Genomic DNA, 21330 nt, shown 5'->3' on the forward strand with positions numbered 1-21330 from the left:
AGCTGATGGCCGAAAACACGGTTCTCACCCCAAAGACCAAAACCAAGCCCAAGCTGGAGCGGCCGAAGCTCTACAAGGTCATCCTGCTCAATGACGACTATACCCCGCGGGAATTCGTCACCATGGTGCTGCGCGCTGTCTTCCGCATGAGCGAGGACGCGGGATTGCGGATCATGATGACCGCACACCGGCTCGGCTCCTGCGTCGTGGTCGTCTGTACAAAGGACATTGCCGAAACGAAGGCCAAGGAAGCCGTCGATCTTGCCAAGGAGGCGGGCTTCCCGCTGATGTTCACCACTGAACCGGAAGAGTGACGGGCCTCCGTCGGTCCGGGCCGTCCCGCGGCCCGTATCGCATCATGCAGCGGCAGCCTATTCCTTGTTGCCGAACATCTTCTTCAGCATCTCCGCCATCGGCCCGGACGTCGGCAAGTTCGGCTTGGCACCGCTGCGCGCCTGATGGATATGCGACTTGCCGGCCGGTTTCGGCGCAGATGCCGCCTTCTCGGGCTTAGCTGCCTTCTCCGCCTCCGGCTTCGCACCCACGGCAAGCGTCAGCTTGTTCATCAGCTGCGAATCCTCGGCCTTCACCAGCATGTCGGCATTGTCGGCGATCGCATCCATCAGCGGATCGAGCCAGACGCGATCGCTCTTGGCGAAATCGCCCAGCACATGGCCATGGACCTGTTCCTTGGAACCCGGATGGCCGATGCCGATGCGCAGCCGGCGATAGTCCTTGCCGCAATGGGCATCGAGCGACTTGATACCGTTATGTCCGCCATGGCCGCCGCCGGTCTTGATCCGCGTGCGGCCCGGCGCCAGATCGAGCTCGTCATAGATGGCGATGACGGAAGCGGGTGTCAGCTTGTAAAAGCGCATCGCCTCGCCAACCGCCTCTCCCGAAAGGTTCATGAAGGTCTGCGGCTTCATCAGCAGCACCTTCTCGCCGGCGATTTCGCCTTCCGATATCTCCGCCTTGAATTTCTTCGACCACGGCGAAAAGCCCGGCCTGCGCTGGATGGCATCGACCGCCATGAAGCCGACATTATGCCGGTTACCGGCATATTTCGCTCCGGGGTTACCGAGACCGGCAATGATCAGCATGGGAAATCTCCGTCTTTTTGCGCTTGTTCACCACCGCGAAATGACGGCCCTGTCAATCCTTATTGTGGCAGCTTCTCCCACAAACGCAGCGGCTGCAGCCCGTATCTCTCCAGGATCGCGTCCTGGCCCTTCTCCCTGATCAGCGCATCGAGGCCGTCCTGCATCTGTGCGATCATCTGGTCCGGCACCTCCTTGTTGCAGGCGATACCGAAACTGTTCTCGGCGAAGAGAACGACTATCTCCAGCGGTTTGCCCTCCGTCTTCAACTGATTGTAGACGTTTTCCGACATCGGCATCATGTCGATGCGTTTCTCCAGCAGTTTGTTGAGCGTCAGCTCGAATGTCGAACTCAGGTCGATCGAGGGAAAGCCCCGCTGGCGCAACAGCGCTTCCGTATAGTCGTCCCGATGGGTGCCGATCGTATAATGCTTGGCCTCCTCCATCGTCGTGGCATTCACCGTCGATTGCGCGTTACGGACCAGAAAATTTCGGCTGACACTGAGCGGCGTCACCCATTTGAACCGCCCTTCCCTGCTCGGGATCCGAGCCGCCGAAAAGACGCAACTCATCGGCTGGGTCTCGGCCAGCGCCAGCGCCCGCGCCCAGGGCATGATCTCCATGGTGAAGGCAATGCCCGCCTTGCGCATCACCGCCTCCACCTGCTCGACACTCGAACCGCGATAGGTCCCATCGGGATCACGGTAGATATAGGGCGGATACTGCTCGGTTGTCAGGCTGATCGTCGCCTGCGCGAATGCCGTCGATGCCACGGATGTGGCCAGCAAAAGTCCGGCGAGGATGCTAACAGTCTTCATCGCGTGCCTCCCGAGGGGGTTGGTAGCGTGTTGTCGACATGCGGCAGTATATAATATTCAGCTTGCTATAGAATTCATCCCCGCAGATCCCGAAAGATCTGCCAGAAGGTCGTTGATTTCCCGTGGGCGGGAGAAATGATAGCCCTGTGCGAAGTCGATGCCGATCTGCATCAACTGTCGCCGCTGCTGTTCCGTTTCCACGCCTTCCGCCACCACCTTGCACTTCATCTTGTGCGAAATGGTGGTGATCCCTTCGATCAGCATCCGGCTCTTGCGCTCCACATCCGTATCGCCGCCGATCAGTGACTGCACGAAGGACTGGTCGATCTTGACGATGTCGACGGGGAACCGGTTCAGATAGCTGAGCGAAGAATAGCCCGTGCCGAAGTCATCAAGTGCGATCCGGCAGCCAAAATCATGCAATTCGTTGAGCACCCGACGGATTTGCGGATCGTCATGCATCAGCACGGCTTCGGTGATTTCGACGACGAGGCGGTCTGGGGTGATGCCGTTATGGGCAAGCATGGCAGCGAGCCGCGTGGGCAGACCGGGCTCGAACTGCAGCGGCGAGAAATTCACGGCCAGATAGGCATTGCCAAGGCTTGGCAGCCGCTGGACACGGTTGAGATTGGCCAGCGCGTCTTCCAGAATGAGATTGCCGATCTCGCCGATCGTACCGTTCTCCTCGGCCACGCTGACCAGCGGGCCCGGCGGCAACAGGCCCTTGCGCGGGTGACGCAGACGCATCAGCGCCTCGAACCCGACCGGCATGCCGCTCTCGATGCTGACGATCGGCTGGAAATGCGCTTCGAACCAGTTGGCCGCTATCCCGACTTCGATATCGCTTTCGATCTCCGCCTTTTCCCGCGTTCTGGTCAGGATGGCAGGATCATAGACCTTTGCTCCATTCTTGCCGTCGCGCTTGCGGGCATACATGGCGAGGTCCGACTTCTGCAGCAGTTCCGCCGCACTCGATGCATGTTCGGGATAGAAGGCCACGCCGACGCTGGCGCTCAGCCGCACGCTCGTCCCCTCTATCCGGAACGGCGCCTCGAACATGTCCATGATCTGCTGGCAAAGCTCGCCGCTCCGCTGCTCGGTATCCTCGCCGACAATGACGATGGCAAATTCGTCGCCGCCGAGGCGGGCAACCGTATCTGCATTGCGCAACATCGGCTGGACCCGCGTGACGAATTCCTGCAGCACGAGATCGCCCGCCGCATGGCCGTGATTGTCGTTGATTGCCTTGAACCGGTCCAGATCGACGAACAGGCAGGCCATCCGCGTTCCCAGCCGGTCCGCATCGATGATGTGGCGGTCGAGAGCCGCTTCGAAACCCTGCCGGTTCAACAGGCCGGTCAGGTGATCGGAAATCGCCTGCTGGTGATTGCGCAATTCCGACTGCTTGAGTTCGGTCACGTCCGTCATCACGCTCAGCGACCCGGCGGGATGCCCGGTCGCTGCACCGAGATCGGCTTCCGCGATAAGCGCACTCATCTGCCGGCCATCCTTGCACAGGAAGCGGACGGTAATTTCGATCGGCATGCCCTCGCCTGCCGTCGCCTGCCTGCGCTTATCAAACAGCGGCCTGTCGGCCGGGTAGACGAGATCGGGAAAATGCCGGCCGATAATGTCTTCGCGTCGGTAGCCTGTCGCCTGCAGCCAGTAGTCGCTGACGGCCGCAATCGTGTCGCCGGTCGTCAGCGAGAAAAGCATGGCCGGCGTCATGTTGTAGATTTCGATCGTCTGCTGGTGAGCCCGCTTCAGCTCCCGCTCTTCGCGCTCAAGCAGCGCCTGCATTTCATTGAAGCTTTTCGCCAGTCGCCCCATCTCGTCATTGGAGCGCCAGTCGACATGGTGTCGAGAACCGAGCCGGCGGGTCGCCTCGATCGCAGCGGTCAGCCGCATCAGCGGCCTCACCACCATCATCCGGTTGCCGAAAACGGCGGCGCCGAAGACCGTGAGAATGGCGACGATGAAAATCGAGATGAAGGCGAGTTCGGATTGATGCAGGCCGGAAAACCAGCTTGCGACCGGAATGTAGACCGTCAGCGTTCCGACTTCGCGCAGGCCCTGCACCGACTTGTAGACAATCGCCTGGCTGCGTGCCTCATTGCCGGAAAGATCCGCCGTCAGGCCCGGATCGCTCTCGAAAATGTTGAGCTTGCCGGTCGTATCGGAGATCTGCACCGCATGGATCATTGGATCGGCAACCAGCATCTGCGCCACCTGGCGAATGCTGTCGCTGTCGAGATCCCAGAGCGGCTTGCCGAGCGCCTGGGTATTGCTGCTGATCACCACATCGACATGCTCGCTGATTCCCTGGGCAGCCTGCTGCGATGAAAGAGCAAGAAAGAGTGTGAAAAGCGGAGCCACGACGACAAGAAGCGCGCCAGAAATTATGGCAATGAAACGACTCTCTACAGAATGAGTCATTTGTCTTCCCCGGCCCAATATTGCTCTTTTAAAATAGCACCCCGTTGCTACGAACTATCCTTCCATCGAAACCTTTAAACTTTCCTGACTCAATAACGGAAATTGCGACCGGTTTGTCTCAATTCCATCTCCGTTAACCTGGATTAAATCTAGATCAATGCTCCGCACAGCCCGCAATCCTGCGATGAAGATCTAGGCTCTGCTGCTCCGGGCAGGGATCACCTTAATCGCAACACTTCATTCCCGGTCAGCCTGCGGCGGATAGAGGAGATCGCTCTCGGCGCAATGTCGGGAAGGCGGCCTCCGCCGCCCTCCTGCCGCTGCCCTCAATGCTCCTTGTTGGCATAGACCGACTTCTTCGTCAGGTAGATCAGGCCGCTGAATATGACCAGAAACACCATCACCATGAAGCCGGTACGCTTGCGCTCCTCCAGATGCGGCTCGGCGGTCCACATCAGGAACGCCGCCACGTCCTTCGCATATTGATCCACCGTCTGCGGCGAGCCATCCTCGTAGGTCACCTGGTCGTCGGCGATCGGCGGCGCCATGGCAAGCGAGGCGGCATTGGCGAAGTAAGGGTTGTAATGGCCGCCTTCCGGCACTTCGACACCCGCCGGCGGATCCTGATAGCCGGTGATCAGTGAGTAGATATAATCCGGCCCGCCTTCCTGATACTGGGTGAAGATGTCGAAGATGAACCGTGGAAAACCACGCTCCACACCGCGTGCCTTGGCCAGAAGCGACATGTCGGGGGGTGCCGCCCCGTTATTGGCTGCAGCCGCCGCCTGTGCGTTAGGGAAAGGCGGCGGGAAATAGTCGGACGGAGTTGCCGCACGTTCGAACATCTCGCCATCGTCGTTCGGCCCGTCCTGCACCTTGTAATTGGCCGCATAGGCTTTCACCTGTGCTTCCGAATATCCAAGATCCTCGAGCGTGCGGAACGACACGAGCCGCATCGAGTGACAGGCGGAACAGACTTCCGTGTAGACTTTCAGGCCACGCTGGAGCTGTTGCTTGTCGTAATGGCCGAACGGGCCGGCAAAGCTCCATTCCTCATTCTTGGGATGCTTGATCGGAAAATGCGGCGTGCCGCCTTCCGCATGCGCCTCTTCGCCGGCAGCCGGCTCCTTGTTCTCCTGGGCATTCGCCAGCACGACGCCCATACCTGCAAGAAGCGCCAGCGACAGGATGCTTGTAACAAGCTTTTTCATGATCTTGCCCCTCTCCGCCCCGCGCTCACACCATAGCCTTTGAAGGCTCGGCAGGCTCCGCATTCGTCTTCCGCTTCTGCTTTTCCAGCACCGCTTCGGTGATCGAGTTGGGTATGCGCCGCGGCGTCTCGAACTTGCCGAGAAGCGGCATGATCACCAGGAAGAATGCGAAATAGTAGAGCGTTCCGAGCTGCGACAGCGTCGTGAAGACGCCCTCCGCCGGCTGCGAGCCGAGCCAGCCGAGCAGGATGGCGTTGGCAACGAAGATCCAGAAGAACAGCTTGAACCAGGGACGATAGACGGCCGACCTGACCTTCGACGTATCGAGCCAGGGCAGGAAGAACAGGATGATGATCGAGCCGAACATCACGAGCACGCCGCCGAGCTTTGAATCGATCGGCCCGACATTGAAGGTGATTGCCCTCAACATCGCGTAGAATGGCAGGTAATACCATTCCGGCACGATATGCGCCGGCGTCTTCAAGGCATCTGCCGGGATGTAATTATCCGGATGGCCGAGGAAATTGGGCATGTAGAAGATGAACCAGGCATAGGCGATCAGGAAGATCGACACGCCGAACGCATCCTTCAGCGTCGCATAGGGCGTGAACGGAACCGTATCCGTCTTGCTCTTGATCTCGACGCCGGTCGGGTTCGTCTGGCCGGTGACGTGCAGCGCCCAGATATGCAGGATGACGACGCCGACGATCATGAACGGCAACAGGTAATGCAACGCGAAGAACCGGTTCAGCGTCGGCTGGTCGACGGCAAAGCCACCGAGCAGGAACTGCTGGATCCACTCGCCAATCAGCGGAAAGGCGGTGAAGAACCCGGTGATGACGGTTGCACCCCAGAAGGACATCTGCCCCCAGGGCAGAACATAGCCCATGAAGCCGGTTGCCATCATCAACAGATAGATGACGACGCCGAGGATCCAGAGGATTTCGCGCGGCGCCTTGTAGGAACCGTAATAGAGACCGCGGGCGATATGCAGATAGACCGCGATAAAGAAGAACGATGCACCGTTGGAATGCATGTAGCGCAGAAGCCAGCCATGATTGACGTCGCGCATGATCTTCTCGACGCTATCGAAGGCAACGCCGGTCGAGGCGGCGTAATGCATGGCAAGCACGACGCCGGTCAGTATCTGCACCACCAGCATCACCGACAGCATGGCGCCGAACGTATAGGCGTAGTTGAGATTTCTCGGCACCGGAAAGGCGACGAAACTGTCATAGACCAGCCGTGGCAAAGGCAGCCGCTGGTCGATCCACCGTTCGATCCCCGTCGACGGTTGATAAGACGAATGTCCACTCATGTCTTGGCCCCTCACCCGATCCTGAGCACGGTGTCGCTTGCGAACGCGAATGTCGGAATTGCAAGGTTCTGCGGCGCAGGACCTTTTCGGATACGGCCCGCTGTATCGTAATGCGAGCCATGACAGGGACAGAACCATCCGCCGAAATCGCCGGACTGTCCGAGCGGAACACAGCCGAGATGGGTGCAGGAGCCGATCATCACGATCCAGTTCTCCTTGCCCGCTCCCGCCGAACGATCGACCCCACTCGCTTCCGCATCGGCTGCCAGATTGGCGTTGCGGGCAACCGGATCCTTGAGATCGGAAAGAGGAACGGCATTCGCCTCCTCCACTTCCTTCGGCGTGCGGTTGCGGATGAAGACAGGCTTGCCGCGCCATTTGACCGTCAGCGACATGCCGGGCTGCAGGGCGGCGACATTGACCTCGATCGAGGCCATTGCCAGCGTCGACGCATCCGGACGCATCTGGTCGATAAAGGGCCAGGCAACGGCTGCGGCACCCACCACACCGGCCATGCCGGTGGTCAGATAGAGGAAATCGCGGCGCGTGGGTTCGCTCAGCGTTCCTTCGTTTGGATTGTGCTCACTCACGGTTCAACCACCTCTCATGCAATGTCCCAGTCATTCGCATGCCTCCTCCATGGCCATGGTTAAGCCTTTGCCAACATAAATCGAACACCGATTCCCCAGCAAGCCAGCACGACCAATGACTTGATCGCAGATAAACTCCGGCCTTGGCAAGATCTGCGGCCGCTTCCAGACAGCAGTTTTCTATTTTTGCATGCATTTTGCTCGATGCTGCAACGCAATATTGCGACACTATGCAGCGGAGGTGATTTATCCTGCAAAATCAACGGGACGCTTGACATGGATCAAGCGTCCCATCCATGAAAAAATCGAAAAAACGCTGCGTTGCCAGCGACATGTGCACATGCTAAGGCATCTCCCGACGAAAAGCTTCGGACCCGATCATGACCCTAAGACAGATCCTATCCGTCGCCATATGCGTCATCGTGTCACTTGTGCTTCTGGCCATCGCGACCCGCTATTTCCATCCGCACTGGTCGCTTGCCATTCTCCACAGCCTGCAGCTGCATGCAGCCGTGGGCTGCATCCTCGCCCTGCTCCTTGCCTTTTTCCTGCATCGCAGCCGCATCGTGGCCTTGCTGCTGGTGGCGGCTGCTGCACTTGCCGCACATGCGGTGGCGATGAACATGCAATCGACGGCCATGGCGGGGCCGGACGATGCCGACGCGCCGGGCTTCCGCCTTCTGTCCTTCAACATCCTCATGTCCAATGATACGAACGGCCAGGCCATCGCCGAGATGATCGCTGCGTCGGGCGCCGATGTGGTCAACATCATGGAAGCCGAACCGCTGCAGCCGCATATCGGCGATCTTATGCGCACCTATCCCTACCGGATCGGCTGCGGCGTGCAGGTCGCCGATTGCGACCAGCTCATGCTGTCTAAGACGCCCCTGCATGGCGCAGCAAGGTCGCTCTCACCGCTCTTTGCCGACCGTTTCATCCTTGCCGAGACCGAGATCAGGGGCCACAAGATCAATGTCGCCGGCATCCACACATCGAAACCCTATTTCGATGAGTTCCAGACCTCCGAACTGGTCAAGGCGACGCTCGCCATCACCGCCACGACCGGCCCGCTGGTTCTTTCGGGCGATTTCAACGCTTCCTCGCTACAGCCCAATATTCGTGCTTTCCTCTCCTGGAGCGGACTTGAAAAGGCCTCCTGGGAGCCACCCACATGGCCGGTGGAACTCGGCGCCCTTGGCCTGCCGATCGATCACGTCTTTGTCCATGCGCCCTTGAAGATCAGGTCGATCGAAAACCTTCCCAGCGCCTACGGCTCCAACCATGCAGGCCTGATTGCCGATATTGCCATCACCGGACAATGACGCGTCTCATTGCGCCGCGTCGGCCGCAAGAAAGCCGCCGGTCTGCCGCGACCAGAGTTCGGAATAGAGAACGCCGCGGGCAATAAGCTCGCTATGCGTCCCCTCCTCGACGATCTGCCCCTTGTCCATCACGATCAGCCGGTCGAGCATGGCAATCGTCGACAGCCGATGGGCAATCGCAAGCACCGTCTTGCCCTGCATCAGTTCGTCGAGGCTCGACTGGATCGCCGCTTCCACCTCGGAGTCCAAAGCCGATGTCGCCTCGTCGAGGATCAGGATCGGCGCATCCTTGAGCATCACGCGGGCGATCGCGATCCGCTGTCGCTGGCCACCGGAAAGCTTGACGCCACGCTCGCCCACATGGGCATCGAAGCCCCTGCGGCCGCGCTGGTCGACAAGCGTGTCGATAAAGCCATCCGCCTGCGCCTTGCGCGCCGCATCGGCGAGCTGCATGTCGGAGGCATCCGGCCTGCCGAACAGGATATTATCGCGGATCGAGCGATGCAGCAGCGACGTATCCTGCGTGACCATGCCGATCCGCGCACGCAGCGATTCCTGTGTCACCTTGGAAATGTCCTGCCCGTCGATCTCGATCCGGCCGCCTTCGAGGTCGTAGAAGCGCAGAAGCAAATTGACCAGCGTCGACTTGCCCGCCCCCGACCGGCCGATAATGCCGACCTTCTCCCCTGCCCGGATCGTCAGGTCGAGATGATCGATCACTCCCGACTTGCGGCCGTAATGGAAACTCACGTCGTCGAACCGGATACGCGGCTTTTCGACATTGAGCGCCGGAGCCTCAGGCGCATCCGTCAGCTGGATCGGCTGCGAGATCAGCTCGGCGGCATTCTGCACCGTACCGTAATTGCGCATGATGCCGTTGAACTGCGTCATCAGCCGTCCGAGCAGGAAGTTCAGCCGCAGCACCAGCGCGAGCGTGAAGGCGACCGCGCCGGAACTGATCTTGCCCTGCAGCCACAGATGGATGCAGAGCGCCGCCATCGAGGTGATCATGATGCCCGACAGAAGCGCCATCGAGGCCCGCACCCCGGCGATGAAGCGGGTGAACATGATCGTCGTCTGCTGGAAGATGTCGAAGCCTTCCCGCATGTAGCGGTCATTGGCTTCGTCCCGTCCGAACAGGCGCAGCGTCTGGATATTGCTATAGGCATCGACCATGCGGCCGGAAAGCATCGAGGCAGCCTCGGCCGTCTCGCGCGAATGGTAGCGGATACGCGGCACGAAATAGCGTGCGAGTGCGGCAAACACGACGATCCACAACACCACAAGCGTCGCCAGCCGCCAGTCGAGCCCGCCGATCAGCGTCAGCATCGACACCGAATAGATCACCACGAACCAGACGCTTTCCATCAGCGACGTCACGAGGTCGCCCGCCGCCTGCCCGCCGGACCAGACCTTGGTAACGATCCGTCCGGCAAAATCGTTCTGGAAGAAGGACAGCGATTGCCGTGCCACATGCTGGTAGGACTGCCAGCGCACCAGATTGTAGAAACCGGGCGTGATGATCTGCTGGTCGACGACGGCGGTCGCGAGCGTCACCAGGAAGCGCACGATGGCGATCAGCACCAGCATGCCGGCGAGCTCGTAGCCATGCGCGGCCATCAACCCCGCCCAGCCTTGCGCCCGGTCGATACTCGCCAGAATGTCGACGAGCCGCCCGACGAACCAGAACAGCGCGGCCTCGATCGCAGCTGTCATGCCGCCCAGGACCAGCATGGCGAAGAACGGTGCCTTCGCCTGCCGGATATAGAACCAGATGAATGCGATCGTGCCCTCGGGCGGCCGCAGGTCACCCTTCTCGGCATAGGGTTTGATACGTGTCTCGAAGAAATGGAAGAACTGGGTGATGATGGCCATGCCGACCGATATAGCGGCCGGGGCGGGCACGGCAAAGGGCATCCGCATTACAATTCGGCAAGGCAGCCCGAGCCCTGGAACAACCGTCCGCAAAACGCCGACGGCGGCCGAAGCCGCCGTCGGTCACCAACGCTTGCAAACCGGGATCAGAATTCCGACCATTCCGGCTTGACCGCAGCAGCCGCCGCGCCGCCGCCGAAGGCCGAGGCGATGCGGTTGCCGAGCGCACGGGCCGGCGAGGCCGCCGGACGCGAGGACGGCGTGGCCACCCGTGGCGCCTGGCCCGCAACGCGCGATCCCTCACCCAGATTGAACTGCGAAAGAAGCTCGATCAATGCGGCCGCCTGCGTTGCAAGGCTGTGGCTTGCAGCGGTCGTCTGTTCCACCATGGCGGCGTTCTGCTGGGTGCCTTGGTCCATCTGGTGAACCGAGGTGCTGATTTCGCTCAGGCCCGTCGACTGTTCGCGCGACGACACGACGATCGAGCCGACATTGGTGTTGATCCGCTGGACGTCGGAGACGATCGTCTGCAGCGCCTTGCCGGTCTCGTCGACGAGGTTGACGCCGTCGCGCACCTGAACGCCCGATTTGGTGATCAGCGCCTTGATCTCGCGGGCGGCATTGGCGGAACGCTGTGCGAGCTCGCGCACCTCCTGCGCCACGACCGCAAAGCCCTTGCCCGCTTCACCCGCACGCGCGGCCTCGACACCGGCATTGAGTGCCAGAAGGTTGGTCTGGAAGGCGATATCGTCGATCACGCCGATAATATTGCCGATCTCGCCGGAGGATTGCTCGATCGCCTCCATCGCGGCAACGGCCTTGCGCACCACATCGCCCGAGCGCTCGGCACCGACACGGGTCTGGTCGACCAATGTGCCGGCCTCGCCGGCGCGCACCGCCGAATCCTTGACTGCTGTCGTCACCTGTTCGAGTGCGGCAGCCGTCTCCTCGACGGCGGCGGCCTGCTGCTCGGTCCGCTTCGACAGGTCGTCGGCCGCAGAACGGATCTCGTTGGCACCGGCATCGATCATCCGGGCATTGTCGCCGACCGAGCGCAGCACGGACTGCAGCTTGGCGACGGATTCGTTGAAGTTGACGCGTAGCTGGTCGAGCTGCCCGGCAAACTGCTGCTCGAGGCGCATGGTCATGTTGCCGTCGGAAAGACCCTTCAGGCCCTTCGCCAGTGCGTCGACGGCAAACGATACGTCGGCTGCCTCGCGGGCCTTCTGTTCCTCGCGGGCGATCCGCTCGCGCTCGCTCATCGACCGGTTGGCTTCGGTCTCTTCTTCAAGACGGACCCGCTCCAGCGCGTTGTCGCGGAATACGGCAACCGCGGCCGCCATCTCGCCGATTTCGTCGTGCCGGCCCGCAAAGGGAATTTCCGCATGGTTGTCGCCGGCGGCCAGCGCATTCATCGAATGCGTGATGGCGCCGATCGGACGGGTGACGCGAAACAGGCTGAGTACCGCCGCACCGATCGCGAGAAGCACCGCGACGGCAACACCTGCGACTGTCGACCATGTGATGAATGCGGTCGCAGCCGAAGCGGCATCCTTATCGGCAATGGCGGCCTGCTGGTTGTCGCCGATCATGCTCTGCAGGATTTTGCCGGCCTCTGCGCCCTTGGGAACCATATCGGCAATGACAGCCTTGGCGTCATAGACCTGCGACTTGTTGATCAGGCTGACGAACTGTTCGCCGAGCTTGTCATAGTCGGCAATGATCTGTTTCAGCTGTTCGAAACGCGGGCGCACCGCAGGCCCCTGCGCATCGGAAAACACCTTGAAGGCCTCGACGCGCTGGGCATTGGCCTGCTGAAGCAGCGAAAGCGCGTTCTTCTTCTCATCCGAATCGCTGGCCAGCGAGACCATCAGGTAAAGCCGGCGCACATTGGAGAAATCGCGATCCATGTCCGCGATCAGCAGCGTCTTGTCCATCCGGTTGCTGATACTGGCGGCCTGATCGTTGAGCTGCCACACCGAGCGCATGCCCATCGCGCCCTGTATCATCAGCATGAGAACGATCATTCCAAACAGGGCGGGGAGGAGGATTTTGATTTTTATCATATCTATCGTCTTAAACCGTCAACAATACGCAATGGTGCCATGCACTATACGCATCCCTGACAGCTTCGGATAAACAAAGACTTACCAGTCTATGCTAATTGATAGCATCGAAAAATCTGCGACAAACCGTACACCCCTGCAATTTTAAGGGGCATCGACTCAACCGGAGCAGAAAAACGGACGAGACCGTCTTCTCCAGTCAAAAATGACGGCAGCGGATTACTCCGCCGCCGCCTCTTCAAGCGCGTGATCACCGAGAAAACCACCGGACTGGCGCTGCCACAGATCAGCATAGATGCCGCCGGCCGCGGCAAGTTCCTCATGCGTGCCGGTCTCGACGATGCGGCCCTTGTCCAGCACGATCAGCCGGTCCATTTCCGTCAGCGTCGACAGGCGGTGGGCGATCGCGATCACCGTCTTGCCCTCCATCAGCGAGAACAGGTTTTCCTGGATCGCCGCCTCGACTTCGGAATCGAGCGCCGATGTCGCCTCGTCCAGCACCAGGATCGGAGCATCCTTGAGGAACACGCGGGCAATCGCGATCCGCTGCCGCTGGCCGCCGGAAAGCTTGACGCCGCGCTCGCCGACATGCGCATCGAGCCCGGTGCGCCCCTGCATGTCGGAAAGCCCCTCGACGAAGTCCCAGGCATTGGCCCGCAGTGCCGCCTCGATGATCTCAGCATCGCTGGCATCCGGGCGCCCGTAGGCGATATTGTCCCGGATCGAGCGATGCAGCAGCGACGTATCCTGCGTCACCACCCCGATCATGCCGCGCAAGCTGTCCTGCGTGACCTTGGAAATGTCCTGTCCGTCGATGGTGATGCGGCCCGCCTCCAGATCGTAGAAGCGCAGAAGCAGGTTCATCAGCGTCGTCTTGCCCGCACCCGAACGCCCGACCAGCCCGATCTTCTGGCCGGCCGGAATATCGAGCGTCAGCCCGTCGATCACACCCTTCGCCTTGCCGTAGTGGAAGCGGACATTGTCATAGACGATATGTCCCTTCTCGTTGGCGATCGGCCGCGCATCGTTGGTGTCGATCACATCATGCGGCTTGGTCATCATGTTCATGCCGTCATAGACGGTGCCGATCGCCTCGAACAGCGCGGTGACCTCCCACATGATCCATTGCGACATGCCGTTGATGCGCATCGCAAGGCCGATCGCGACCGCGATCGAACCGACGGTGACGCCCTCGTTAAGCCACAGCCAGATGCCGAGACCCGCCACCCCGAACACGGTCAGCGCATTGTTGAGATCGACGCAGATATTGAGGAGGCTGATCTGGCGCATCTGCCGGTGCACGGTGCCGAGGAATTCGTGCATGCCTTCCTTGGCATAGCTTTCCTCCCGCCCCGCATGGGAGAAAAGCTTGACGGTGCCGATATTGGTATAGCTGTCGACGATGCGGCCGGTCATCATCGAGCGCGCATCCGCTTGTTCGCTGGAAAGCTTGCGCAGCCTCGGGATGAAGTAGCGCAGGATCAGCACATAGAGGACGAACCACGAGATCAGCGGCAGCACCAGCCGCCACTCGACGGCAACGACCAGCGCCAGCATCGAGACGAAGAAGCCGATCGCATAGACGAACACGTCGATGATCTTCATCACTGCCTCGCGCACCGCGAGCGAGGTCTGCATCACCTTGGTCGAAACGCGCCCGGCAAATTCGTTGGCGAAGAATGCCATCGAATGGCGAAGCAGGAACCGGTGCATCTGCCAGCGGGCGATCATCGGATAGTTGCCGGCCAAAACCTGATGCATCGTCAGCGTATGGATGGCGCCGACCACCGGCAACCCGACCAGAACAAGCGCCGCCATCCAGAACAGCCTGGAGCCTTCATCGGCAAGGAAGGTCGCGCGGTTGGCGCCGGCCAGCCAGTCGACGATATTGCCGAGGAACTGATAGAGCGCCACTTCGGCCACAGCGATCGCAAGCGAGCAGCTGCCGAGCAGCAGAAGCCACGGCCAGGCGGGTTTCGTATAATGCCAGCAGAAGGCGAAAAGCCCTTTTGGCGGCAGGCCCGGCGGATCGTCGGGATAGGGATTGAGGCGGTTTTCAAACCACGAAAACATCGATGCACTCCGAAAGACGGACGCCGCTCGAACGATCCGGGGGCGAAAGCATCAGCCCGGCAAGGCTCGAGGGGTGGAAACAGGCATGACCATCACCGGCCACGAACGGTTCTATGGAAAGCGGATCAGTGAAGAAGACTTTGCGTGAACCGCGAACGCCTCAGGCCAGACGAAGATCCGACGGGCGGAGGCGCGTGAGCACGGTCATATCCATGTAGGCCTCCAGAATGGGCGTTGAACAGGCGTTTCTTCTACACGCTGGCGGCAAAATTGAAAAGACCCAATCGGCCGCATCCGCCCGTTGCAGATAGGCTGCAATCTTGAAAACACTTGAGCCCGTCGTCCCCTCTCCGCTAATCAGGGCGCATAATTGTCAACGTGACCGACATCATGACCGACCTGCGCATCGCCCTTTACCAGCCCGATATTCCCGGCAATACCGGTACGATATTGAGGCTCGCCGCCTGCCTCGGCCTCGGCGTCGACATCATCGAGCCGGCCGGCTTCGACATATCCGACCGCAACCTGAAACGCGCCGGCATGGATTATCTTTCCGCCGTCTCGCTCACCCGCCACGTCAACTGGCAACAATTCGACGACTGGCGCCGCGCGGCCGGCCGCAGGCTTGTGCTCGCCACCACCAAGTCGCCCGAGCCCTATACCGAATTCGCCTACAGGCCAGACGATATCCTGCTCTTCGGCCGAGAAAGTGCCGGCGTGCCCGACCATGTCCATGACGCCGTGGAAGGCCGCATTTTGATCCCCATGGTCGAGGGCCAGCGCTCGATCAACGTCGCCATGTCGGCGGCCATGATCGCCGGCGAAGCGATGCGCCAGACCGTCTGGTCGCTTTAGAATAGCCGCCGACCAAGCCGAAATACGTCGCAGACAGCACCTTGCACTGCAGTGCAAAAGGTCTATCATTCGTTAGCCGGCAACAAAATCGGCCTCCCGATTCACCTGATCCGAGGGCAGATAAAAAGTGCAATCGACGCTTGTCGTCATCAATATTCTCGGCGCCGTGGCGCTGCTTCTCTTTGGCCTGTCTCAGGTGAAGGACGGCGTGACCCGCGCCTTCGGTGCGCGCCTGCGCACAGCCCTCGCCAACAGCACGAAAAGCGGAATTCGCTCGCTCCTTTCCGGCCTCGTGGCAACGATTGCCCTCCAGAGTTCCACCGCCACCGCCTTGATGACGGCGTCCTTTGCCGAGCGCAGCCTGATCAATCCGCGCATGGCGCAGATCGTGCTTCTCGGCGCCAATGTCGGCACCGCCGTCACCGCATGGCTGGTGGCCGCCGGCACCGAAGTCTTCGCGCCGCTCCTGCTGCTCTCCGGCGTCATGCTGATGCGCAACGGTTCCGCCGCCCGCAAGGGCATCGGAACGGCACTGATCGGCATCGGCCTGATGCTTCTCTCGCTCCAGCTTCTCGGCCTCGCCACCGAACCGATGCGCCAGTCGACGGCGCTCGCAGCCTTCCTCGGCCTGCTCGATTCCAGCTGGCTCGTCGCCCTGCTGTTTTCGGCAGCCCTCGCCTTCGTCTCCTCGTCGAGCCTTGCCGTCGTCATCCTCATCCTGTCGCTCGCGTCGAGCGGAGCCGCCTCGCCCGGACTGGTCGTCGTCCTCATTCTCGGAGCCAATCTCGGCGGCGCGATCCCGCCGGTCGTCGCAACGCTCGCAAGCCCGCCCGAAGCCCGCCGCATCACCCGCGGCAATCTTCTCGTGCGCGCCATCGGCTGCGCCCTTGCCCTGCCTCTAGCCGGCATGGCTGCGGACCTGTTGCAGATGCTGCCGGTCTCGCCGACAAAACTGCCGGTCGATGCCCATCTGGCCTTCAACCTTGTGCTGGCGCTCGTCGCCTGGCCCTTCGGCGGCTTCGTCTCCGATCTGATGAAGCGGATGATCCCCGACGAAGCAGAGAAGGAAAGCGGACCGCTTTTCCTCGATGCCGACGAGTTGCAGGACCCCGTCCGCGCGCTCGCCAATGCCACCCGCGAGGTGCTGGGCGTCGGCGACCAGATCGAACGGATGCTGATCCGCGCCGAAAACGCCTTCAAGCACAATGATCTGGCCCCCTTGCGCGAGATCGCTGCACTCGAAGGCCGGGTCGACAGGCTGCAGCAGGAGGTGAAGATCTACCTGTCCAAACTCGGCCAGCTCGGCTTGGACGACGAAAACTCGAGGCGCTCGATCGCCATTATCGACTATGCGATCAACCTCGAACATATGGGGGACATCATCGAGAAAGGCCTCTGCGACCAGCTTGCCAAGAAGATCGCCAAGGGCCTCAAATTCTCCGACGACGGCTACCGCGAGCTCGCCGACCTGTTCGACCTGACGATCGACAACCTGCGTACCGCGCAGACCCTCTTCGTCACTGGCGACTTCAATCTCGCGAGACGGCTGATGGAAGTGAAGGTGGATGTCAGACGGCTGGAAAAGCGCTCGGCCGAACGCCACCTCGAACGTCTCAGGGACGGCAAGCTCGAAAGCCTGCAGACAAGCTCGGTACATCTCGACATGCTGCGCGACCTCAAGCGCATCAACGCCCATATCGTCTCGGTCGCCCATCCGATCCTCGACGACAGCGGCCTGCTGATCGAAAGCCGCCTGCGCCAGGGCGACCAGCGCTCCTGACCTATCGCGTCCCGCCCGGCGCGCATGCCTGGAACTCGTTGCGATTCGAAAATCAACCGGTTAGGTCAGGCGCTTAATCTGCCGTCGGAAGACGCCGCATGGTGAATTCGATCTGATCGCCTTCGAGCTGCCGCCAACTCTCCACTTCGGTCCAGTAGGCGGCCTTGGGGAATTCCTCGAACCATTCCCGTGCTTTTTCCCGTGCAGCCTCCCGAGACATCAGAAACGTCTCGCGCACGAACATGCCCGAACGCTGACCGGCCAGTTGCCGGTGGCGGTCGATGCGCCGCTTCAAGCCATCAAGCGGCGGTGGTGTGAATTTCGCCATGAAAGCCTCTCATCCGCACCTTGCTAATGAAAGAAGATAGGCGCGGTTTGCGCGTTTTGCGAGTCGGATTTTCGCATGCCAATCCGCCGTTGAACGGTCCACGGAATGGCCCGCGAAAGCCAATGCTGTTATGCCGACCGGCAGGATACGAATCGACAGACTGACGAGAGGACCCGCCATGGAGCGCCCTAACCTGCCGAAAGGCTTGCCGGATGATATCGAGGACAAGAAAGAGGCGGCCCGCACCTGGTTCGAAAGCCTGCGCGATACGATCTGTGCCTCGTTCGAAGCCCTCGAGCAGGAACTGACCGGCGTCCTTTCCGATCAGCCGGCCGGCACTTTCGTGGCCAAGGACTGGCAGCGCGACGGCGGCCAGGGCGGCGGCGGTAAAATGTCGATGATGGAAGGCCGCGTCTTCGAAAAAGTCGGTGTCCACACATCAACGGTACATGGCGAATTCTCCCCCGACTTCCGCAGCCAGATCCCCGGCGCGGACGAAGACCCGCGCTTCTGGGCTTCCGGCATTTCGCTGATCGCCCATCCGGTCAATCCCAACGTCCCGACCGTTCACATGAACACCCGCATGGTGGTGACCTCGAGCAACTGGTTCGGCGGCGGCGCCGACCTCACCCCAATGTTGAACGACCGCCGCACCCAGGAAGACCCCGACACCCAGCTGTTCCACCGGGTCATGGAGATCACCTGCCATCGCCACGAGACGATCGCCGATTACGCCCGCTACAAGGCATGGTGCGACGAGTATTTCTTCCTCAAGCACCGCAACGAGCCGCGCGGCATCGGCGGCATCTTCTTCGACTGGCTGCAGTCGCCTGAGGACAAGGGCGGCTGGAACGCCGATTTCGCCTTCGCCCAGGATGTCGGCCGCGCCTTCAATCTCGTCTATCCGAAGATCGTCAGGGCCAATTTCAACAAACCCTGGAGGGAAGACCAGCGCGACGAGCAATTGGTGCGCCGCGGCCGCTATGTCGAGTTCAACCTGCTCTATGATCGCGGCACGATTTTCGGTTTGAAGACCGGCGGCAACGTCGAATCGATCCTCTCGTCGCTACCGCCTGTCGTACGCTGGCCATAAAACAGGAACTGCGCACGAAAGTTTGATGCGGAAAAGCCACGGTCAATTGATAAATGTCATACGCGAATCGGGTCTTCGGGTGTTAATCTGCTAATATTCACTGGGAGGAGTATCCGATGACCGCATCGAACAGCATGCCCTCACCCGCCGCGTCTCAATCTCCAGACGCCGATTCCAGGATCCTTCAACAGTCCGAGCTGATCGAGCGCCTGGCGACGGAAATGCGCGTGGCAAGCGGCGGAGAACTGCCGCAGTCCTTCTGCATTTCCCAGGTCAAGCGCCAGCTTGAAGGAAAGCCGGCGGAAAAATCGCCGGCCAACGACCGCACGGCGGCGTTTCATCAAAAGACCGCCGAGCCTGACAGAAATTCGGTCTTCCATGCCTGGGCACTCGGCGACTAGGGCGCTGGGCGGCTAGGGCATAAGTCCGTCGCACCATCCCCAAGCCGCAATCGAGCCACCGGGCAGCTGCATGCTGCCCGGTCGCGACGATTCGACAAATGAACCGACGACCGGTTCTCCATCTCCCTGCCACGTAAGGGAGCAGCGGGCTCTATCGTGTCTTCAACTCCGCTCGGGTGCGAAACCGGAATACGGGCACTGCGCAAAAATAATCTAATTACGCGAAAACACGCCTTCCCAAGAAAACTGACAACGGTCAAATTGACGCAGCCGTGAAAGGCGCGCGGCGACCTTGCTACCGCCCAGTTTCCGTATCGGCTTAACGCTTCATCCGACAGGCAATAAGGAGGTAAAAGAACGAGGTTCAATACCCGTCATAAGATACTGTTAAAAAACAAATAAATACGAAACAAAAACTGAAATTCCTTCAGAAAAAAAGGCCATCGTGCTGGAATGCCCGTGCGCGGAAAGCGCTTTCACCTCTGGCCTTCGCCAACGTCCAGAACAGCTCGCCATCGGCATTCGGATTGCGTCAAATCTGCGACAAATGTCGGACCGAAAGGTGGTCTCATTAGATTTTTTTGCTACAAATGTCGCGGGTACGCTGTTTGCGACGCCGTTTTTGAAACAATCCGAAAGCGTCATCGCATCGCAAAGGGGGACGGAATACCGGGAGGACAAACACGCGACCAAAGGACCCGTTCGACGGGAAAAGGAATATTGGCTTCATCAAAGACACCGACATCGAAATCCACTCACCCACGCGACACAGTCATTGATCGCATCGGCATTCCCCGGCCGCTACTATGGGGCTTTATCGGCCTGCTGATCCTGATGATCGGCGATGGCGTCGAGCTTGGCTATCTCGCTCCCTATCTGGAGGGCAAGGGCATCGGCAGCGCCGACGTGGCGCTCCTCTTCACCGTCTATGGCGTCGCTGTCGCCATTGCCTCCTGGATGTCTGGCGCGCTCTCCAGCATCTACGGCGCCCGCAAGGTCATGTGGGCCGGGATCGCCATCTGGGCGATCTTCCAGGTCGCCTTCCTCGTCTTCGGTCTTGGGACCATGAACTATACTGTGATGATGATCACCTATGGATTGCGCGGCTTCGGCTACCCACTTTTCGCCTACAGTTTCCTCGTCTGGATTGCCGCTGCCACGCCCTCCAGGAAGCTCGGCATGGCTGTCGGCTGGTTCTGGTTTGCCTATGCGGCAGGCCTGCCGACACTTGGTTCTCTTGTGGCAAGTATCGCCATCCCGCTGATCGGCACGATGCCGACACTGTGGCTGGCGCTGGCGCTGGTCGTCATCGGCGCCGTGCTCGGCCTCATCGGTCTGACAGGCGTAAAGGGCGGCGAACGGCTGGCTCCGAAAGGCGAGAAGCCGATGGCCTCGCTGCTGTCGAGCATCACCATCATGTGGGAAGAGCCGCTATCGACCATCGGCGGGCTGGTGCGCACCGTCAACACCTCGTCTCAATACGCTTTCTTCATCGTCCTGCCGGGCTTCTTCATGGACCGTATAGGCTTCAGCCTGTCAGCATGGCTGCAGCTTCTGACGCTCATCTTCTGCGGCAATCTTATCGGCAACCTGGCCTCCGGAGCACTCGGCAACCGTATCGGCTATCGCACCACCGTCATTTGGATGGGCGCGATCGGCACGGCTGCAACGATCCTGCTGCTTTACTACGTGCCGCTGCTCTATCCCGGCAATTTCCTCGTCGCCTCTCTGGTCGGCCTGGCCTATGGCATAACGCTGGGTGGCTTCGTCCCGCTTTCGGCGCTGATGCCGACGGTAATCCCGCACAATAAGGCAGGCGCGCTTTCGGTCCTCAGCCTCGGGGCCGGCGCCTCGACATGGGTTGGCCCGGCTATCGTCGCGGTCTTCCTCGGTTCCGTCGGCCTGGAAGGCATCATGTGGATCTTTGCCGGCCTCTATGTGGCGAGCGCTATCCTCGCCATGATGATTCCCGAGGCCAACCCGCAGCAACAGCAGGGCAAGCTGGCGGTCAGCCACTGATTTGTCTGGCGGCAGCCTCCTATGGGAAGCTGCCGCGAGCTTCTT

17 protein-coding genes are annotated in these 21330 nt (G+C 60.6%); 7 read left to right on the plus strand and 10 right to left on the minus strand.

Annotated features, from left to right (window positions below; translation table 11 throughout):
• Positions 1 to 5 precede the first annotated feature (5 nt).
• A complete protein-coding gene (gene clpS, locus NCHU2750_RS11550; RefSeq protein ID WP_119943259.1) occupies positions 6 to 314 on the plus strand; it encodes an ATP-dependent Clp protease adapter ClpS in 309 nt (102 codons plus the stop codon).
• A 57-nt stretch (positions 315 to 371) separates the two neighbouring features.
• Here the strand turns inward: clpS and pth are convergent, their stop codons facing one another.
• The 6 genes from pth to petA all read right to left on the minus strand — a co-directional run bounded on the left by pth (position 372) and on the right by petA (position 7398).
• Complete coding sequence (gene pth, locus NCHU2750_RS11555) at positions 372 to 1103, minus strand: aminoacyl-tRNA hydrolase (protein ID WP_119940629.1); 732 nt, start codon at positions 1101 to 1103, stop codon at positions 372 to 374.
• Between the two features lie 59 nt (positions 1104 to 1162).
• The gene (locus NCHU2750_RS11560; protein ID WP_119940630.1) at positions 1163 to 1918 is read right to left on the minus strand and encodes a substrate-binding periplasmic protein; all 756 of its coding nucleotides are present in this window, start codon (positions 1916 to 1918) and stop codon (positions 1163 to 1165) included.
• Positions 1919 to 1975: 57 nt separating this feature from the next.
• Positions 1976 to 4354: a putative bifunctional diguanylate cyclase/phosphodiesterase gene (locus NCHU2750_RS11565; protein WP_119940631.1), complete on the minus strand. Its 2379-nt coding sequence runs from the start codon at positions 4352 to 4354 to the stop codon at positions 1976 to 1978.
• 326 nt (positions 4355 to 4680) lie between these two features.
• Positions 4681 to 5565 carry a cytochrome c1 gene (locus NCHU2750_RS11570; RefSeq protein ID WP_119940632.1) on the minus strand — a complete coding sequence of 295 codons (885 nt, stop codon included), beginning with the start codon at positions 5563 to 5565 and terminating at the stop codon, positions 4681 to 4683.
• Positions 5566 to 5590: 25 nt separating this feature from the next.
• Positions 5591 to 6883 carry a cytochrome b gene (locus NCHU2750_RS11575; protein ID WP_119940633.1) on the minus strand — a complete coding sequence of 431 codons (1293 nt, stop codon included), beginning with the start codon at positions 6881 to 6883 and terminating at the stop codon, positions 5591 to 5593.
• 11 nt (positions 6884 to 6894) lie between these two features.
• Positions 6895 to 7398 carry a ubiquinol-cytochrome c reductase iron-sulfur subunit gene (gene petA, locus NCHU2750_RS11580; protein WP_502703847.1) on the minus strand — a complete coding sequence of 168 codons (504 nt, stop codon included), beginning with the start codon at positions 7396 to 7398 and terminating at the stop codon, positions 6895 to 6897.
• A 455-nt stretch (positions 7399 to 7853) separates the two neighbouring features.
• Between petA and NCHU2750_RS11585 the strand changes: the two genes are divergently transcribed.
• A complete protein-coding gene (locus NCHU2750_RS11585; RefSeq protein WP_119940635.1) occupies positions 7854 to 8795 on the plus strand; it encodes an endonuclease/exonuclease/phosphatase family protein in 942 nt (313 codons plus the stop codon).
• 6 nt (positions 8796 to 8801) lie between these two features.
• Here NCHU2750_RS11585 and NCHU2750_RS11590 read toward each other — a convergent pair whose 3' ends face one another.
• The 3 genes from NCHU2750_RS11590 to NCHU2750_RS11600 all read right to left on the minus strand — a co-directional run bounded on the left by NCHU2750_RS11590 (position 8802) and on the right by NCHU2750_RS11600 (position 14809).
• Entirely contained in the window at positions 8802 to 10670 is a 1869-nt protein-coding gene (locus tag NCHU2750_RS11590; protein ID WP_119943261.1) for an ABC transporter ATP-binding protein, read from the minus strand.
• 146 nt (positions 10671 to 10816) lie between these two features.
• Complete coding sequence (locus NCHU2750_RS11595; protein ID WP_119940636.1) at positions 10817 to 12736, minus strand: HAMP domain-containing methyl-accepting chemotaxis protein; 1920 nt, start codon at positions 12734 to 12736, stop codon at positions 10817 to 10819.
• Between the two features lie 219 nt (positions 12737 to 12955).
• Positions 12956 to 14809, minus strand: coding sequence for an ABC transporter ATP-binding protein (locus tag NCHU2750_RS11600; protein ID WP_119940637.1), 1854 nt, complete (start codon positions 14807 to 14809; stop codon positions 12956 to 12958).
• Positions 14810 to 15199: 390 nt separating this feature from the next.
• On the opposite strand from NCHU2750_RS11600, the gene NCHU2750_RS11605 reads away from it, so the two are divergent.
• Both NCHU2750_RS11605 and NCHU2750_RS11610 read left to right on the plus strand, forming a co-directional pair.
• Positions 15200 to 15664 carry a tRNA (cytidine(34)-2'-O)-methyltransferase gene (locus NCHU2750_RS11605; protein WP_119943263.1) on the plus strand — a complete coding sequence of 155 codons (465 nt, stop codon included), beginning with the start codon at positions 15200 to 15202 and terminating at the stop codon, positions 15662 to 15664.
• A gap of 127 nt (positions 15665 to 15791) precedes the next feature.
• Positions 15792 to 17444: a Na/Pi cotransporter family protein gene (locus NCHU2750_RS11610; RefSeq protein ID WP_119940638.1), complete on the plus strand. Its 1653-nt coding sequence runs from the start codon at positions 15792 to 15794 to the stop codon at positions 17442 to 17444.
• A 73-nt stretch (positions 17445 to 17517) separates the two neighbouring features.
• Here NCHU2750_RS11610 and NCHU2750_RS11615 read toward each other — a convergent pair whose 3' ends face one another.
• Positions 17518 to 17772, minus strand: coding sequence for a hypothetical protein (locus NCHU2750_RS11615; RefSeq protein WP_119940639.1), 255 nt, complete (start codon positions 17770 to 17772; stop codon positions 17518 to 17520).
• Positions 17773 to 17950: 178 nt separating this feature from the next.
• Here NCHU2750_RS11615 and hemF point away from each other — a divergent pair, with 178 nt between their 5' ends.
• The 3 genes from hemF to NCHU2750_RS11630 all read left to right on the plus strand — a co-directional run bounded on the left by hemF (position 17951) and on the right by NCHU2750_RS11630 (position 21285).
• The gene (gene hemF, locus NCHU2750_RS11620) at positions 17951 to 18865 is read left to right on the plus strand and encodes an oxygen-dependent coproporphyrinogen oxidase (RefSeq protein ID WP_119940640.1); all 915 of its coding nucleotides are present in this window, start codon (positions 17951 to 17953) and stop codon (positions 18863 to 18865) included.
• A 116-nt stretch (positions 18866 to 18981) separates the two neighbouring features.
• Entirely contained in the window at positions 18982 to 19266 is a 285-nt protein-coding gene (locus NCHU2750_RS11625; protein WP_119940641.1) for a hypothetical protein, read from the plus strand.
• Positions 19267 to 19986: 720 nt separating this feature from the next.
• Positions 19987 to 21285 (plus strand): MFS transporter, encoded by a 1299-nt coding sequence (locus tag NCHU2750_RS11630; protein WP_205583847.1) that lies wholly within the window; start codon positions 19987 to 19989, stop codon positions 21283 to 21285.
• Positions 21286 to 21330 lie beyond the last annotated feature (45 nt).

The sequence above is a fragment of the Neorhizobium sp. NCHU2750 genome (genome assembly GCF_003597675.1).
Classification (GTDB): Bacteria; Pseudomonadota; Alphaproteobacteria; order Rhizobiales; family Rhizobiaceae; genus Neorhizobium.